The organism is Mycobacterium gordonae, assembly GCF_017086405.1.
GTDB lineage: Bacteria > Actinomycetota > Actinomycetes > Mycobacteriales > Mycobacteriaceae > Mycobacterium > Mycobacterium gordonae_D.
On the sequence record NZ_CP070973.1, the window covers coordinates 6,619,117 to 6,634,702 of the forward strand.

Genomic DNA, 15,586 nt, shown 5'->3' on the forward strand with positions numbered 1-15,586 from the left:
CCTTACTGCATCGTTGCCGACGCGTGTCATACGACCGCGCCCGCCGGGATCACCGATCCGCGCCCGCCGCGCCGAGACCGCCTGGTCACCACGGCCACGTCGTCGAAGGCTTGCGGAATGGGCGCCTGTGGCTTGTGCACTGTCACCTCGACCGCGTGCACCCGCTCGTCGGTGATTACCCGGTCGGCGATCTCGGCCCCCACCGTTTCGATCAGATTCCGCGGCGTTCCGCCGACGATGTCGGCCGCCAGTTGCGCGAGCGCGCCGTAGTCGTAGGTGTCGGCCAGCTCATCACTGGCTGCCGCCCGCACCAGGTCGATCCACACCGTGATGTCGACGACGAAGTCCTGCCCGTCAAGCCGCTCATGGTCGAAAACGCCATGACGTCCGCGAACTTTGACGCCGCGCAACTCAATTCGGTCAGCCACCGGTTGTCGCCCCTTCCGCACCCTGCCACGCCCCGACGACCTTGCGGGCGTCGACCGAAGCGCGCACGTCGTGCACCCGTACCCCCCAGACCCTGTGCAGCATCGCCAATGCGGAGATCACCGCGGTCGCCGTCTCGCGACCGTCGGCCGGTCGGGATACGCCGTCGGGCCCGGCCAGCAACGTACCGAGAAAGCGTTTGCGCGACGCCCCCAGCAACACCGGAAACCCGGTGGCAACCAACTCCGCAAGTCCGTGCAACAAGGCCCAATTATGTTGGCCCGTCTTAGCGAAACCCAGCCCGGGGTCGATCACCAGCTTGCCGGGGTCAACACCCGCCGCCACCGCGTCGTCCACACTGGCGAGCAGGTCCTCGCGCACGTCGGCCACCACGTCGCGGTACTCCGGTACCCGGTGTGGGTGGTCGGCCGATACCGGCCGCCAGTGCATCAGCACCCACGGCACCCCGGCCTCGGCCAGCAGTGGCGCCATGGCCGGGTCGGCCCGCCCTCCGGACACGTCGTTGACGATCTGCGCACCGTTTTCCAGCGCCGCGCGCGCCACCCGCGCGTGCATCGTGTCGATACTGACGGCAATCCCTTGTGCGGCAAGATTTTTCACGACAGGGACCACACGCGCTGTTTCCAGCTCCGGGTCCACCCGAGTGGCGCCCGGACGGGTCGACTCGCCCCCGACGTCGATGATGTCGGCGCCGTCGGCGACCATCGCCAGAGCGTGCTCGACCGCGCCCTCAGCATCGAGGTAACGACCGCCGTCGGAGAACGAGTCGTCAGTGACGTTGAGCACCCCCATCACCTGCACGGGTGCCAAACTCACTTACGCAGAATCAGATCGAGTACTTCCGCCCGGGAAGCGGCGTCGGACTTGAACTGACCTCGCACCGCGGACGTCGTCGTGGTGGCCCCGGGCTTGCGGACACCGCGCATCGCCATGCACAGGTGCTCCGCCTCGATCACCACGATGACCCCGCGCGGATCCAGCCGCTGCACCAGGGCGTCTGCGATCTGACTCGTGAGCCGCTCCTGCACCTGTGGACGCTTCGCGTAGAGGTCCACCAGCCGAGCGATTTTCGACAAGCCGGTCACCCTGCCGTCCGCACCCGGGATGTAGCCGACGTGGGCCTCCCCGTGGAAAGCCACCAAATGGTGCTCGCAGGTGGAGTACATCGGTATCCCTTTGACGATCACCAACTCGTCGTGGTTCTCGTCGAACATCGCGCTGAGCACCGCGCTGGGCTCCGTGTGGAGCCCGGCAAAAATTTCCCGGTATGCACGCGCCACGCGGGCCGGCGTGTCGCGCAGACCGTGGCGATCAGGATCCTCACCGACCGCGATCAGCAACTCGCGAACCGCCGCCTCCGCGCGGGCCTGGTCGAACGGCCGGGCGCCGGTTTGCATGGATTCCAGTTGCGTCATCGAACCCTCCATCTAGTCAGCCATGGGCCGGCGGATTGGACCGGGTCACATCCTTGTCCCGCGGACCGGAGGGCTGCTCTGCGTCAGACTCATCCGGGCCGGAATAGCCGGGTGCGGGTTGCGGCCTGCTGGACGATGGCGGCGGCCATCCGGGTGCGTGCCACCCCGCCGGTGCGCCGTAGTCGGGCTGCGTGCTCGCGTGCGAACCGTTGGCGCCGCGCGCATTCGGGTCGCCGTTGCCCTGCTCCGCCTCGGCCTCTTCGGCGGCCTTGCTGGCGCGCGCGATCGCCACCTTGAACGCCGGCTCGGGCACCGGCTGCGGCCACGGCTCGCCGCGCTCGATCGCCAGCTCGCCGGGCGTCTTGATGGGCGGTTTGTCTGACGGGATCCGGCCACCGAAGTCGTCGAACAGAGTCAGGCGCGGGCGCTTTTCGACGTCGCCGAAAATGGCCTCCAGCTCTGGCCGGTGCAGGGTTTCCTTCTCCAGCAACTCACCGGCCAACGTATCCAGCACGTCCCGGTATTCGGTGAGGATCTCCCATGCCTCGGTGTGCGCGGCCTCGATCAGCTTGCGGACCTCTTCATCGATCTCGCGGGCGACCTCGTGGGAGTAGTCCGCCTGGTTGCCCATGGTGCGGCCCAGGAAAGGGTCACCGTGTTCGGTGCCGTACTTCACCGCGCCGAGGCGCGCGCTCATGCCGTATTCGGTGACCATCGCGCGAGCGACCTTGGTGGCCTGCTCGATGTCGGAGACCGCGCCGGTGGTCGGCTCGCGGAAGACCAGTTCTTCGGCCGCGCGCCCGCCCATCGCGAAGACGAGTTGGGCGATCATCTCCGAGCGGGTTCTCAGGCCCTTGTCCTCCTCCGGCACGGCGACCGCGTGCCCGCCGGTGCGGCCACGGGCCAGGATCGTGACCTTGTAGACCGGGTCGATGTCCGGCATCGCCCAGGCCGCCAACGTGTGCCCGCCCTCGTGGTAGGCGGTGATCTTCTTCTCGTGCTCGCTGATGATGCGGCCCTTGCGGCGCGGTCCGCCGATGACGCGGTCGACCGCCTCTTCCAGCGCCGGGCCGGTGATCACCGTGCCGTTTTCCCGGGCGGTCAACAGCGCCGCCTCGTTGATGACGTTGGCCAGGTCGGCGCCGGTCATGCCGACGGTCCGCTTGGCCAGTCCGTCCAGATCGGCGTCCGGGGAGATCGGCTTGCCCTTGGAATGCACCCGCAGGACCGCCCGGCGGCCGGCCAGGTCAGGATTGGAGACCGGGATCTGTCGGTCGAATCGGCCCGGCCGCAGCAGCGCCGGGTCCAGGATGTCGGGTCGGTTGGTGGCGGCGATCAGGATGACCCCGGCGCGGTCGCCGAAGCCGTCCATCTCGACCAGCAGCTGGTTGAGCGTCTGTTCACGCTCGTCGTGTCCGCCGCCCAGGCCGGCACCGCGCTGACGTCCGACCGCGTCGATCTCGTCGACGAAGATGATGCAGGGGCTGTTTTGTTTTGCCTGCTCGAAAAGGTCACGCACCCGCGATGCGCCGACACCGACGAACATCTCGACGAAGTCGGAACCGGAGATGGTGAAGAACGGCACTCCCGCCTCACCCGCCACAGCGCGCGCAAGCAGCGTCTTGCCGGTGCCGGGAGGGCCGTAAAGCAGCACGCCCTTGGGGATCTTGGCGCCAAGGGCCTGGTAGCGCGACGGGTTTTGCAGGAAGTCTTTGATCTCGTAGAGCTCCTCGACCGCTTCGTCGACGCCGGCGACGTCGGCGAAGGTGGTCTTGGGCATGTCCTTGGACAACTGTTTGGCTCGGGATTTGCCGAAGCCGAAGCCCATCCGGGCGCCGCCCTGCATGCGGGAGAACATCACGAACAGGCCGACCAGCAGCAACAACGGCAGCACGTAGACGAGTAGCTCGCCGATCAGGCTACCTTCGTTGACTACCGTGCTGACCTTGGCATTCTTCGCCGTCAGCGCGTTGAAGAGGTCGACACCGTAGCCCGTGGGGTACTTGGTGATGACCTTGTCGGAGTTCTCGGTGTCGTTGTTGCCCTTCTTGAGGGTCAATCGCAGTTGCTGTTCGCGGTCGTCGATCTGCGCGCTCTTGACGTTGTCGCTGTTGATCTGGGTGATCGCCACCGAGGTGTCGACGGGTTTATAACCGCGGGTGTCGTCGCTGAAGTAGAAGAACGACCAGCCGAGCAGCACCAGGACGGCGACTGCCGTCACGGTGCGTATCACGTTTTTACGGTTCATCAATCATCGGCCGACGGGCCAGGTCCTTCCGATAAACGCAGCTGGAAAGGTCCAGGTTACCGCCCGTGGCGATGGCCAGCTCCGGCAGAGCGGGTCGTCTTTGTGTCCTGGCTGACAATCAGCGGTTCCCGACCATCGCTGAGCGTGCGGCCAATTCCAGGTTGGGCGGAATATCTGGGCGAACAGTCACGCGTAGTAGCGGGCCTCGACCACGTTGCCGTCCGGGTCGGCGAAGTAATAACCCTGCGGCGCCCAGCCCCGGGCACCGAAGCTGTGATTCAACCGCGCGCTCGTATCCACCCCCGCGGCCTGCAGCCGACGGTCCAGCGCGTCGTACTCCGCTTTCGTCATGGCCAGGCAGACGTGGTTGACCGGATGACCCGCGCTGCCCTGCACCTTGGTCATCGCCTCGGTGTCGGGGGCGCCGTCGGACGGCAGCAGATCGATGATGGCGTCGTCGCATACGCGCACGCTGGGGAAAGGCGCGTCGCCGGCCTGAAATTCCTCGTACCGGACGGGTGCCAGACCGACCACCCTGGTGTAGAAATCGATCGCCCGAGCGGGGTCCTTAGTCCAGAGCACCACATGGTCCAGTCGCATGAAGCCATGATGCGCGGCCGAGCCCCCGAGAACTGACCGGCCCTTCTCGAGCTCCCATCTCAAGACCCTTCTCGAGACCCCTTCTCAGCCCGACGGTGTTGTGATTTGGTGAGACGATGGGCGTATCAACCGAACGGTTAGTTGACACCAACGGTGTGCGGTTGCGGGTGGTCGAGGCCGGCGACCGCGGTGCCCCCGTGGTGGTGCTCTGCCACGGCTTTCCGGAACTGGCCTACTCGTGGCGACACCAGATCCCGGTGCTCGCCGATGCCGGCTATCACGTGCTCGCTCCCGACCAGCGCGGCTACGGCGGTTCCTCATGCCCGGAGGCGATCGACGCCTACGACATCCACCATCTGACGGCTGACATCGTGGGCCTGCTCGACGATGTCGGCGCCGAGCGGGCGGCGTGGATCGGCCACGACTGGGGCGCCATGGTGGTGTGGAACGCCGGCCTGCTGCACGCCGACCGTGTCGCCGCGGTAGCGGCGCTGAGCGTTCCCCCGGTACCGCGGGCCAAGCGGCCGGTAACCGTTGCGCTGCGGCGCACGTTCGGCGACAACTTCTTCTACATCCTGTATTTCCAGGAACCGGGCGTCGCCGATGCCGAACTCAACGGCGACCCCGCCCGGGTGATGCGCCGAATGATGGGCAGTCTGCAGTTGACGGGTGACCAGGGCGCGGCATTGCGGATGGTGGCACCCGGTCCAGAAGGCTTCATCGACCGGCTCCCCGAACCCGACTCGCTGCCCGACTGGATCAGTCAGGACGAGATCGACCATTACGTCAGGGAATTCAGCCGAACCGGTTTCACCGGTGGGCTCAACTGGTACCGCAACATGGACCGCAACTGGGAGACGACGCCGGAACTGGACCAAGCGAAGATCACCGTGCCGTGCCTGTTCATCGGCGGCGGGGCCGATCCGGTGCTGGCTTTCACGCGCAGCGACCGGGCCGCCGAAGTGGTCAGCGGCCCCTACCGCGAGCTCATGATCGACGGCGCCGGGCACTGGTTGCAGCAGGAACGGCCCGACGAAGTGAACTCAGCACTGCTGGAATTCCTCGAAGGAGTCAAATGGTGAGTGCACCAATGCGATTCGGCGTTTTCATCACGCCGTTTCACCCGACCGGCCAATCTCCGACGGTGGCTCTGGAGTACGACATGGAGCGTGTCGTCGCGCTGGACCGCCTGGGCTATGACGAGGCATGGTTCGGCGAACACCATTCCGGCGGCTACGAATTGATCGCCTGCCCCGAGGTCTTCATCGCGGCTGCCGCCGAACGCACCAAGCACATCCGACTGGGCACCGGCGTAGTTTCGCTGCCCTACCACCATCCGCTGATGGTGGCCGACCGCTGGGTACTGCTGGATCATCTGACCCGGGGGCGGGTGATGTTCGGCACCGGACCTGGTGCGCTGCCCTCCGACGCGTACATGATGGGTATCGATCCGGTCGACCAGCGACGGATGATGCAGGAATCCCTGGAGGCGATCCTGGCGTTGTTCCGGGCCGCACCGGAAGAACGCATCGACCGTCACACCGAGTGGTTCACCCTGCGCGATGCCCAGCTGCACATCCGACCTTACACCTGGCCATATCCCGAGATATCGACTGCCGCAATGATTTCACCGTCCGGGCCGCGCCTGGCCGGCGCCCTAGGCACCTCACTGCTGTCGCTGTCGATGTCGGTGCCCGGCGGATTCGCGGCACTGGAGAACACCTGGAACGTGGTGTGCGAGCAGGCCGCTAAGGCGGGTCGGCCGGAGCCCGACCGTAACGGCTGGCGGGTCCTGAGCATCATGCACATCGCGGACACGCGCGATCAGGCGATTGAGGATTGCACCTATGGGCTGATGGACTTCGCCAAGTATTTCGGCGCTGCAGGCTTCGTGCCACTGTCCAACACGGTCGAAGGCGCGCAGTCACCCCGCGAGTTCGTCGAAGACTATGCCGCCAAGGGGAACTGCTGCATCGGAACCCCCGAAGTCGCGATCGCTCACATCGAAGATCTGCTGGACCGCTCGGGCGGCTTCGGGACCTTGCTGCTGCTCGGGCATGACTGGGCGTCGCCGCAGGCGACCTTTCACTCCTATGATCTGTTCGCCCGCAAGGTTATTCCCCACTTCAAGGGTCAACTGGAAGCGCCACGCGCATCCCATGAATGGGCCAGGGACAAGCGAGAGGAGCTGATCGGGCGGGCGGGCCAGGCCGTCGTGCAGGCGATCACCCAGCACGTAGCCGAACACGACGGAACCGCCAACTGATGCGCGCGTCGGTGCTGCGCGACGGTCGGATGGTCTACCGTGACGACGTGCCGGATCCGGTTCCAGGACCCGGCCAGGTGCTGGTCGCGGTGCGGTGTTGCGGAATCTGCGGCTCGGATCTGCATTTCGCGGCGCACGGCGCCGACGTCGTGGCGCTGAGCAACCAGCTGGCCCGGGGACGGGGCAGCATGAACTTGGATCTCAACCAAGACGTCTTCATGGGCCACGAGTTCAGTGCCGAGGTGCTCGAAGCCGGACCCAACACCGAAACTGAACCACCCGGTACGTTGGTAACGTCGATCCCGGTGGTGTTGTCCGACAAAGGTATTGAGCCCATCGTCTTCAGCAACACCACGCTTGGCGGCTATGCCGAGCGGATGTTGCTCTCCGCTCCGCTGCTGCTGCCCATTCCCAACGGCCTGGACCCCAGACACGCCGCACTGGCCGAACCGATGGCGGTGGGACTGCATGCGGTGAACAAGTCCGCCATCCAGGCGGGCGAGACCGCCCTGGTGATCGGCTGCGGACCGATCGGAATCGCCATCATCGCGGCGCTGCGGCTGCGCGGCGTGGAAGCCATTGTGGCGTCAGACTTCTCGCCGAAGCGCCGCGAGCTGGCGGCCAAGATGGGCGCACACCGGACGGTGGACCCGGCGCAGGGATCCCCGTTCGACAGCGTCAAGGCGCGAGTGGTGTTCGAGGCGGTCGGGGTGCCCGGCATCATCGACGACATCATGCGGCGGGCGCGCAACGGTACCCGACTGGTCGTCGCCGGCGTGTGCATGCAACCCGACTCTGTGCACCCGTTCTTCGGCATCGCCAAGGAGATCAACCTGCAGTTCGTCAACGCCTATACGCCCGAGGAGTTCGCCGACTCGTTGCGTGCGATCGGCGAGGGCCGCATCGATGTCGCGCCGATGATCACCGGTCAGGTGGACCTGACGGACGTCGGGGCGGCCTTCGACGATCTCGCAGATCCGGAGCGGCACTGCAAGATTCTGGTCACGCCGTAGGCGGCTTAACCCGCAAAGGGTGGCCGTGTCATGACGGTCGGGTGAAATCCGTAACGGGGCGCGTTGGCGGCCGCTCCGCGTCCCAGTCCACCCGCCAACGGCATGCCGCCGAGCATGTGCTGACTGGGTTCGGGAGCCACCGCCGCGTTGGCGCCCGCGCCACTGAACGGCAGCGTCGAAACGCGGCCGAGCCCGGGCGTCGCGGAAGCCCAGGCGTTGGGAACCGACAAACCGCCGATCTGTGCGGCGGTGCCGATCCCACCCAGGCCAGGCAGCAGCGAAGGGGCTGGGATCGCGGCCGGCAACGCCTGCAACACTTTTGCACCCTCCGAGGCGGCATGCGGCAACATTGCGGCGCTGAGACCCTGAATGTCTCTGAAGGCAGTACCGAAGAGCCTGACCGGAGAGACCAACCTGATGAAGGCATCAAAGCCTGTGCTGCCGTCAATTGTTGCCGAACCCGTCAAGCCCTCCACCACGTCACCGAACAGTCCGCCGACGACGATCCCGTCACCGTTGGAGTTCCAGGTATGGCCAGTTAAGCCAAGTGCCGCAGCCGGATTGGTCAGCCAGGGCGGAGTGTTGGTGAACCCGGCGAGGCCGAGCAGGCTGGTGGGCAGGGAATTGATCATCTGTTGCAGCGCAACGGTATCCGCCGCGGCGGCACTGCCGGCAGCCTGACCCACCGCCGCCGCCTGGGCTGCCGGGCCGGACGGTGTGGTGGCCGATTTCGGCGGTACGAATTCGGGCAGTGTGGTCGCCGCGGCCGAAGTACCAGCATAGCTGTACATGGTGCTCGCGTCCTGTGCCCACATCTCGGCGTAGTCGGCCTCCACCACCGCGATGGCCGGGGTGTTCTGCCCAAAGATGTTGGTAGCAACTAAGGTTGCGAGCAAAGCACGGTTCGCCGCCACCTCCGCTGGAGGTACAGTGCCGACGAACGCAGCCTCGTAGGCGCCCGCCGCGGCAGCGGCTTGGGCTCCGGCCTGTTCGGCTTGGGCAGCGGTCGTGCTCAACCAGGTCAAGTGCGGCGCGACCGCGACGGACATGGCCGCCGACGCGGGCCCCAACCACGGTCCCGCCGCGACGCCGGACAGCAACGACCGGTAAGACGCCGCGGTTCCCTGCAGTTCTGTGGCCAGGTTTTCCCAGGCGGCCGCGGCAGTCAGCATTGGTCCGGCACCGGGGCCGGAGTACATCAAGGTCGAGTTGACCTCCGGTGGCATCAGCGCGAAATCCATTGGCATGTCCCGCTAGGCGACCGTTGTCGCGTTGGCGGCCTCGGTATCGGCGTAGGACCCGGCGGAGATGGCCAACGTGGTCGCCAATTCGTGTTGCACAGCGGCAGCCTGAGCGCTGATCACCTGGTACACCCTGGCGTGGGCGGCGAACTGGGCTGCGGTCAGAACAGAAACCATATCCGCCGCGGCAGCCACCACTCCGGTCGTAGGCGCCGCCGCCAGCTCGTCCCCCGCCCTGGCGACGGCATTGATCGACTGCAACTCACCAGCGACTCCGGCCACGATCTCTGGCCGCGCTATCACGAGTGACATGTTTTTCCTCCCTAAAAGCATGTTGTGAAAGCAACTTCCCCCGAAGCACTTCTCAATCGGCGGCCACGCTGACTACGCCCGAGGGTCTGCGAAGCGGCCACTGGCCAGGCTAGGGGAGCGACCTCGGGGCAGCACAAGGGTTTCGATGGCCTGTTCATCATGGAGTTGGCAACAATTCATCTGCCACAAGGGGTCTCAGTGTTAAGATCCCGATTCTATGAGCCATGTATGAATATTCCAACTTTCGACGTATCTGCGCCACCCTCCTTCTCCTGTCGAAAGCATTTGTGCCCCAATTGGTTTGCTGTTGCGCGATCGCCGACGGGCGGAGTCGGGCTCGTAGCCCACTCACAAGAAGGCGAATCATCCTCTTGGCGAAAGACTTTCGGGTTTGACGGGACGTTGGAAGAAGGCACCGGGCTTCGATTGGACCGCAGGCGCGCCACGAATGCGAAACGGCGGCAGTTCACACTGCCGCCGTCCGCTTTGTTGCCGAAACTATCTTGTGCTGCCGTTATCCCCCTGACGGCGGCTGCACGACCATGGTCGGCTTGAACCCGTAGCGTGGTGCGGCAAAGTTGGCCACACTGCGACCCGCGCCCGCTCCCGGCATCATGGGCAACCCGCCAAACGCCGCCGTGGCAGGTTCGGCGGCGGCAGCCCCACTCATTCCGTTCAGCGCCACAGTGATCGGGTTGACCGCCGGAGTGCTGACCCAGCTGGCCGGGACTGACACCGCACCGACCTTGGCCGCGTTACCGGCCGCTCCGACGATTCCGCCCAGCGCGTTGCCCAGTCCGCTGCCGAAGGTGGGAGCAACGGCCGCGGCAGCGCCCTCGGCGGCCTTCGCGGCGCCCTCGGCGGCCTTCGCGGCCGCAGGGAACGCGCTGTGGAAGAGGCCGTCGATGTCCTTCAGCGCCGTAGTGGAGAGACGGAACGGCGAGATCAGCCTGATGTAAGAGTCGAATGCGGTGCTGGCATCCAGCGTTGCCGATCCGGTCAGGCCCTCCACCACGTCGCCCAGCATTCCGTTGACGACGATCCCATCACCGGTGGCGTTCCAGGTGTGCCCGGTAAGACCCAGCGCCGCCTGCGGGTTGGCCAACCACGGCGGCGTGTTCGTCAGGCCGGCCATCTGGCTCAATGCCTTCGGTATCTCATGCAGACCTGCCGCCGCAGCCGCCGAGTTCAGCGCATTGAACTGCGCGTTCACCTGGGCGCCCAACCCGGCCAGACTGGTGGCCACGTGCTGTGGAGTCAACACCGGCAGCGCTGTTGCCGCCGCCGACGCCCCGGAGTACCCGTACATCGCGGCCGCATCCTGTGCCCACATTTCAAGGTACTGAGCCTCGGTGGCCGCGATGGCCGCGGTGTTCTGGCCGAGGAAGTTGGTCGCCAGCAGGGCCGCCAACAGCGCCCGATTGGCCGCGACCACTTGGGGAGGCACCGTGGCCAGGAATGCGGCCTCGAAGGCGCTCGCCGCCGCGGCTGCTTGCGAGCCCGCCTGTGCGGCCTTCTCGGCGGCGCCATTCAGCCACGCAATCTGCGGTGTCGCCGCGGCCGCCATGGCGGCCGAAGACGGCCCCTGCCAGGGCCCGTCGGTCAGGCTGATCACGACCGCACCGTACGAGGCCGCAACGGCCTGCAACTCGCCGGCCAACGCGTCCCACGCCGCGGCGGCGGCCAGCATCGGGCCCGAACCGGCGCCGGTGTACATCAACGTGGAGTTGACCTCCGGCGGAAAAGCTGCGAAGTCCACCATGAATAGCGTCCCTAACCGATCGTGGCGGCGTTAGCGCCCTCAGTGATCCCATAAGACGCCGCGCTGAGTCCCAGGGTCGCCGCCAACTGCTCTTGAACCGCCACAGCCTGAGCGCTGATCTCCTGGTAGAGATTCGCGTGGCTGGCGAACTGGGTGGCAGTCAGCAGTGAGACCAGGTCCGACGCGGCCGGAGCGATGGCGGTGGTGGGGCCTGCGGCGGCCGAATTGCCGGCGCGCATGGCCGCGTTGATGGACTGCAACTCCCCCGCGGCACCAGCCAGCGTGTCGGGCTCTGCGTAGACGAGCGACATGAGATTTCCTCCCTGGTTTGCAATGAGCATCGGCAGCGTGGCGCGCCGAATGACTCCGTCGTCACCGGCGCGTTAGCGGATCTGGACTCACGTTAAGCAGCGGGATGGGACCTCCACATGCTTCGCACAGCCTGTTCATTGTCGAGTTAACGATTATTCATTTGCTAACCGATAAGCGCAGGACAGAGAGCGTCCAGTTATGAATCATATATGTTTCATATATGAAGTGAGGTTTCTATGAGTTACTCACTAAACGCCGTCAGGATCTAGCCGGATATGCTATGCATCTCGGCGCGCTGAGACAAAAGACCTGATCAACCGCGATTGAACACCTTGGAAACGGTGCCCACGGGTCGCCGGCGGGACTTCGAGCAGCCGTACGTCGGTCTCGCCACGCGGAAGCTGGGGCGAAAACCGCGTTTGAGCAGTTACCAAAGACCAATGAACCGCAGAGCGCAGTTGCGATGCGCACACGAAACGAGCCGCTGCGCGGACGAATTATTGCAGCCAGCTCGGGATAACACTTGAGGTGTGCGGGTGTCAGCGGGTCTACATGCCTTTGCTACACCACCACCAGGGCACGCCGCACCCGCGGCCGGAGGTCGAAGATTGAACAGCAGGTAAACAACTCCCGTCGCCCTGTCGGCGGTTAGGGTCACGGACATGCCGACCGCAAACCGCTTCCGAACGTTGATCGTCGCAGCCACCGCCGGCCTCACGCTCCTCACTTTGTCGGCCTGCGACTCCCACCCAGCGACACCCTCTCCGGGAGTCAATCCACGGCAGGTCACGGTCATCGGCTCGGGAGAGGTTCAGGGTGTCCCGGACACCTTGACCGCGAACGTGGCCATCGAGTTCGCCGCGGCCGACGTCACCACCGCCATGAACCAGACCAACGAGCGTCAGCAAGCCGTAATCAACGCACTGGTCGGTGCCGGCCTGGACCGCAAGGACATCCGCACCACCACAGTCAGCCTGCAGCCGCAGTACGCCACCCCCGAGACCAGCGGAACGACGACAATCACGGGCTACCGCGCCACCAACGGTGTCGAACTCAAGATCCACCCCACCGACGCAGCGTCCAAGCTGCTGGCCCTGGTCGTCAGCACCGGGGGCGACGCCACCCGGATCGGCTCGGTCAACTATTCGATCGCCGACGACTCGCAGCTGGTCAAGGACGCGCGGGCCCGCGCCTTCGACGACGCCAAGTACCGCGCCCAGCAGTACGCCCAGCTCTCCGGACTGAGTCTGGGCAAGGTGCTGTCCATCTCGGAAGCCTCGGGTGCGACGCACCCGTCCGGCCCGCAGCCGGCGCCGCGCGCGTCGATGGCGCCGCTGGAACCGGGTCAGCAGACGGTGGGCTTCTCGGTGACCGCGGTGTGGGAGCTGACGTAGTTACTGGTAAACCCGCGGGTCCAGCGTCCCGATGTAGGACAAATCGCGGTAGCGCTCGTCGTAATCCAGGCCGTAACCGACCACGAAATCGTTGGGGATGTCGAAGCCCACGTAGGAGATGTCGACGTTGGCGCCCACCGCCTCCGGCTTACGTAGCAGCGTGCACACCCGCAGCGAGCGTGGATGGCGGCTGGTCAGGTTGCGCAACAGCCACGACAGGGTCAAGCCGGAGTCGACGACGTCCTCCACGATCAGCACGTCCCGGTCATGGATGTCGCGGTCGAGGTCTTTGAGGATGCGCACCACTCCCGAGGAGGACGTCGAGGAGCCGTAGGAGCTCACCGCCATGAACTCGAACTGGGTCGGCAGCGGGATGGCGCGCGCCAGATCCGTGACGAAGAGCACCGCGCCCTTCAGGACGGTGATCAACAGCAGGTCCTGGCCGGTGGTAGCCGCCAGATCCCGATAGTCCTCGCCGATCTGGTGCGCCAGCTCAGCGATGCGGTCCTGAATCTGCTCCTGGGTGAGCAGCACCGACTTGATGTCCCCCGGGTACAGCTCCGCCGTCACGTGCACAGCGTGCCACGCCCACCTGAGAAGAACCAACGCAGGCGTCAGATTGCCTGCTGGCGCAATACAAGTACGCCGTCACGCCGCCCGGCGAACAGGCGCCGACCCCGCAGCCTGGACCCGACCGCCACCCCGCCCTGCCCGCGCCACCCGGTGATCAGCGTGTCCACCCCACGGATCTGCTTGTCGGTCAGTCCGACCGCGCCGCCGGCCAGCAACCAACCGCGGATCACCCGCCGGCGCACCGGAGCGGGCAGCACGGCCAGCGCCGCGGTATCCAGCCCCGCCCCAGTCGAGACCCCCGGCAGCGCGTCGGCGGCGATCGCGTCGATCAGGTCGGTGTCCTCGCGCAGTGCCGTGGCGGTGCGCGCCAGCGCCTCGGCCACCCCGCCGCCCAGCACGTCCTCCAGCAGCGGCAGCACCTCGCCGCGCAACCTGGCACGGGTGAAGCGGCGATCCGCGTTGTGCGGGTCCCGCCAAGGGGCCAAGCCGAGTTCGGTACACGCGCCGTGGGTCACCGTTCGCCGCACCCCGAGCAGCGGCCGGCACCACGGCGGATCGTGGGGACGCATGCCGGCGATGGACCGCGCCCCGGATCCCCGACCCAACCCCAGCAATACCGTCTCGGCTTGGTCGTCGAGCGTGTGCGCCAGCAGCACCGGCCCGTCCCGATTCGCATCGAGGGCGCGATAACGAGCGGCACGCGCGGCGGCCTCCGGGCCGCCGTCCGAGGTTACCGCTACCCGCAGCACCCGCGCCTCCGTGCAACCGAGCGAAATAGCTTGTGCCCGTGCGGTTTCCGTGACAATCGCAGAGTCAGCCTGCAGGCCGTGGTCGACGATCAACGCGGTGGTGGGCCGCAGCCGCGCCGCGACCGCGATCAGGGCCAGCGAATCCGGCCCGCCGGACAGGCCCACACACCAGCGATCCGTATCACCCAGATATGTCTGCGCGAATTCGGTTACCGCCCTGCGCAGGTGGGCTACAGGACCCTGTCGATCCATCGCTGCGGGTGTTCGATCTCGGCCGGCAGGGGTAACGTCTCGGGACCCGTCCAGATCGCGTTGAACCGCGTCATGCCAACCCGGTCCACCACCTGGTCGACGAATGCCTTGCCACGGGTGTACTGACTGAGTTTGGCTTCGAAACCCAGCAGCGCACGCACCAGCCGCTGCAACGGCGGCTGCCTGCGCTGACGACGTTCATCGAACTTGCTCCGGATAGCGGCGACCGACGGCACCACCACCGGACCGACGGCGTCCATCACGTGCTCCGCATGGCCTTCCAGCAGTGTGCCGAGCACCAGCAGTTGATCCAGGGCCTGGCGCTGCGGCTCGGACTGCACGGCGCGCACCAGACCCAGGATCCCTTCGGGATGGGACTCGTCGCGCCCCCGATTGCGGACGAAGTCGGCGAGCCGGCCGGCAACCTCCCGGATGTCTTCGGCGGGCTCCTGGGTCAGCAGGCTCAGCGAGCTCGACATGTGGCCGGCGATCCACGGATTGGCGGTGAACTGCACGCGGTGGGTCACCTCGTGCAGGCACACCCACAACCGGAAGTCCGAGGGATCCACCTTCAGCTGACGTTCGACGGCGATGACGTTGGGATAGACCAGCAGCAGGGTGCCGGTGTCTGGGGTGGTGAACGGGTCGTACTGGCCGAGGATGCCGGAGGACACGAAGGCGAGCACGGCACCAGTCTGGGCGCCGGTAAGCCGGCCGGTGAAAAAGCTGTGCGGCTTCTCCGCGCCGTTGGTCATGGCACGCATGGACTCGGCGGCCGCGCGGATCCACTCCGGCCGGTTCACGATGCGGGCCGGCGGCACCGCGTCACCGGTGATCAGCCCGGTGACTTCGCGCACCGGCGGCTCGGCCTGCTCGGCGGCCCGGCTCAACTCCTCCACCACCTGCCGCCGCGTGTAGTCGGAGGTGACCGGCCCGCCCCGGGCCAGCTTCTCCCCGACCGTGGCGGCGAACCGCCAGTCGACGGCATTGCCCATGGACAGA

The 15,586-nt window shown here is 66.4% G+C and carries 16 protein-coding genes; 4 read left to right on the top strand and 12 right to left on the bottom strand.

The features are described from left to right. Nucleotides 1-26 precede the first annotated feature (26 nt). The 5 genes from folB to JX552_RS28545 all read right to left on the bottom strand — a co-directional run bounded on the left by folB (nt 27) and on the right by JX552_RS28545 (nt 4,710). A complete protein-coding gene (folB, locus tag JX552_RS28525; protein ID WP_205875169.1) occupies nt 27-428 on the bottom strand; it encodes a dihydroneopterin aldolase in 402 nt (133 codons plus the stop codon). Further along, nucleotides 421-1,263 carry a dihydropteroate synthase gene (gene folP, locus JX552_RS28530; protein ID WP_205875171.1) on the bottom strand — a complete coding sequence of 281 codons (843 nt, stop codon included), beginning with the start codon at nt 1,261-1,263 and terminating at the stop codon, nt 421-423. Before folP ends, folB begins: the two co-directional genes overlap by 8 nt. After that, nucleotides 1,260-1,862 (bottom strand): GTP cyclohydrolase I FolE, encoded by a 603-nt coding sequence (gene folE / locus JX552_RS28535; RefSeq protein ID WP_205875173.1) that lies wholly within the window; start codon nt 1,860-1,862, stop codon nt 1,260-1,262. The genes folP and folE overlap by 4 nt, the downstream gene beginning before the upstream one ends. A 16-nt stretch (nt 1,863-1,878) precedes the next feature. Continuing rightward, entirely contained in the window at nt 1,879-4,110 is a 2,232-nt protein-coding gene (gene ftsH, locus JX552_RS28540; RefSeq protein WP_205875174.1) for an ATP-dependent zinc metalloprotease FtsH, read from the bottom strand. 186 nt (nt 4,111-4,296) lie between these two features. Beyond that, nucleotides 4,297-4,710: a VOC family protein gene (locus tag JX552_RS28545; protein WP_205875175.1), complete on the bottom strand. Its 414-nt coding sequence runs from the start codon at nt 4,708-4,710 to the stop codon at nt 4,297-4,299. Nucleotides 4,711-4,826: 116 nt separating this feature from the next. Here JX552_RS28545 and JX552_RS28550 point away from each other — a divergent pair, with 116 nt between their 5' ends. The 3 genes from JX552_RS28550 to JX552_RS28560 are packed head-to-tail and all read left to right on the top strand — an operon-like array spanning nt 4,827 to nt 7,989. Next, nucleotides 4,827-5,792 (top strand): alpha/beta fold hydrolase, encoded by a 966-nt coding sequence (locus tag JX552_RS28550; protein WP_205875177.1) that lies wholly within the window; start codon nt 4,827-4,829, stop codon nt 5,790-5,792. Beyond that, the gene (locus JX552_RS28555) at nt 5,789-6,976 is read left to right on the top strand and encodes an LLM class flavin-dependent oxidoreductase (RefSeq protein WP_205875179.1); all 1,188 of its coding nucleotides are present in this window, start codon (nt 5,789-5,791) and stop codon (nt 6,974-6,976) included. Before JX552_RS28550 ends, JX552_RS28555 begins: the two co-directional genes overlap by 4 nt. Continuing rightward, nucleotides 6,976-7,989, top strand: a complete 1,014-nt coding sequence (locus JX552_RS28560) for a zinc-binding dehydrogenase (protein WP_205875181.1) — start codon at nt 6,976-6,978, stop codon at nt 7,987-7,989. Before JX552_RS28555 ends, JX552_RS28560 begins: the two co-directional genes overlap by 1 nt. A 5-nt stretch (nt 7,990-7,994) precedes the next feature. Here the strand turns inward: JX552_RS28560 and JX552_RS28565 are convergent, their stop codons facing one another. The 4 genes from JX552_RS28565 to JX552_RS28580 all read right to left on the bottom strand — a co-directional run bounded on the left by JX552_RS28565 (nt 7,995) and on the right by JX552_RS28580 (nt 11,615). Next, on the bottom strand, nt 7,995-9,230 hold the full coding sequence (locus JX552_RS28565) for a PPE family protein (RefSeq protein WP_205875183.1): 1,236 nt from the start codon (nt 9,228-9,230) through the stop codon (nt 7,995-7,997). Between the two features lie 12 nt (nt 9,231-9,242). After that, entirely contained in the window at nt 9,243-9,542 is a 300-nt protein-coding gene (locus JX552_RS28570; RefSeq protein ID WP_205875185.1) for a PE family protein, read from the bottom strand. A 514-nt stretch (nt 9,543-10,056) separates the two neighbouring features. After that, a complete protein-coding gene (locus JX552_RS28575; RefSeq protein ID WP_205875186.1) occupies nt 10,057-11,304 on the bottom strand; it encodes a PPE family protein in 1,248 nt (415 codons plus the stop codon). Between the two features lie 11 nt (nt 11,305-11,315). Then, nucleotides 11,316-11,615: a PE family protein gene (locus tag JX552_RS28580; protein ID WP_205875187.1), complete on the bottom strand. Its 300-nt coding sequence runs from the start codon at nt 11,613-11,615 to the stop codon at nt 11,316-11,318. Nucleotides 11,616-12,278: 663 nt separating this feature from the next. Between JX552_RS28580 and JX552_RS28585 the strand changes: the two genes are divergently transcribed. Further along, entirely contained in the window at nt 12,279-13,010 is a 732-nt protein-coding gene (locus tag JX552_RS28585; protein ID WP_205875189.1) for an SIMPL domain-containing protein, read from the top strand. Here the strand turns inward: JX552_RS28585 and hpt are convergent, their stop codons facing one another. From hpt to JX552_RS28600, 3 genes are read right to left on the bottom strand one after another with little or no spacing between them, the layout of a single operon-like run. Then, nucleotides 13,011-13,628: a hypoxanthine phosphoribosyltransferase gene (gene hpt, locus JX552_RS28590; protein ID WP_205878733.1), complete on the bottom strand. Its 618-nt coding sequence runs from the start codon at nt 13,626-13,628 to the stop codon at nt 13,011-13,013. Further along, the gene (gene tilS / locus JX552_RS28595) at nt 13,625-14,584 is read right to left on the bottom strand and encodes a tRNA lysidine(34) synthetase TilS (RefSeq protein WP_205875190.1); all 960 of its coding nucleotides are present in this window, start codon (nt 14,582-14,584) and stop codon (nt 13,625-13,627) included. The genes hpt and tilS overlap by 4 nt, the downstream gene beginning before the upstream one ends. Beyond that, nucleotides 14,563-15,579 (bottom strand): zinc-dependent metalloprotease, encoded by a 1,017-nt coding sequence (locus tag JX552_RS28600; protein WP_205878732.1) that lies wholly within the window; start codon nt 15,577-15,579, stop codon nt 14,563-14,565. Before JX552_RS28600 ends, tilS begins: the two co-directional genes overlap by 22 nt. Nucleotides 15,580-15,586 lie beyond the last annotated feature (7 nt).

Coding starts and splice junctions, on each gene's coding strand:
- JX552_RS28550 (WP_205875177.1), top strand. CDS start 4,827: ATGGGCGTATCAACCGAACGGTTAGTTGACACCAACGGTGTGCGGTTG.
- JX552_RS28575 (WP_205875186.1), bottom strand. CDS start 11,304: ATGGTGGACTTCGCAGCTTTTCCGCCGGAGGTCAACTCCACGTTGATG.
- JX552_RS28570 (WP_205875185.1), bottom strand. CDS start 9,542: ATGTCACTCGTGATAGCGCGGCCAGAGATCGTGGCCGGAGTCGCTGGT.
- JX552_RS28580 (WP_205875187.1), bottom strand. CDS start 11,615: ATGTCGCTCGTCTACGCAGAGCCCGACACGCTGGCTGGTGCCGCGGGG.
- ftsH (WP_205875174.1), bottom strand. CDS start 4,110: ATGAACCGTAAAAACGTGATACGCACCGTGACGGCAGTCGCCGTCCTG.
- JX552_RS28585 (WP_205875189.1), top strand. CDS start 12,279: ATGCCGACCGCAAACCGCTTCCGAACGTTGATCGTCGCAGCCACCGCC.
- tilS (WP_205875190.1), bottom strand. CDS start 14,584: ATGGATCGACAGGGTCCTGTAGCCCACCTGCGCAGGGCGGTAACCGAA.
- JX552_RS28565 (WP_205875183.1), bottom strand. CDS start 9,230: ATGGATTTCGCGCTGATGCCACCGGAGGTCAACTCGACCTTGATGTAC.
- JX552_RS28560 (WP_205875181.1), top strand. CDS start 6,976: ATGCGCGCGTCGGTGCTGCGCGACGGTCGGATGGTCTACCGTGACGAC.
- JX552_RS28600 (WP_205878732.1), bottom strand. CDS start 15,579: ATGGGCAATGCCGTCGACTGGCGGTTCGCCGCCACGGTCGGGGAGAAG.
- folE (WP_205875173.1), bottom strand. CDS start 1,862: ATGACGCAACTGGAATCCATGCAAACCGGCGCCCGGCCGTTCGACCAG.
- JX552_RS28545 (WP_205875175.1), bottom strand. CDS start 4,710: ATGCGACTGGACCATGTGGTGCTCTGGACTAAGGACCCCGCTCGGGCG.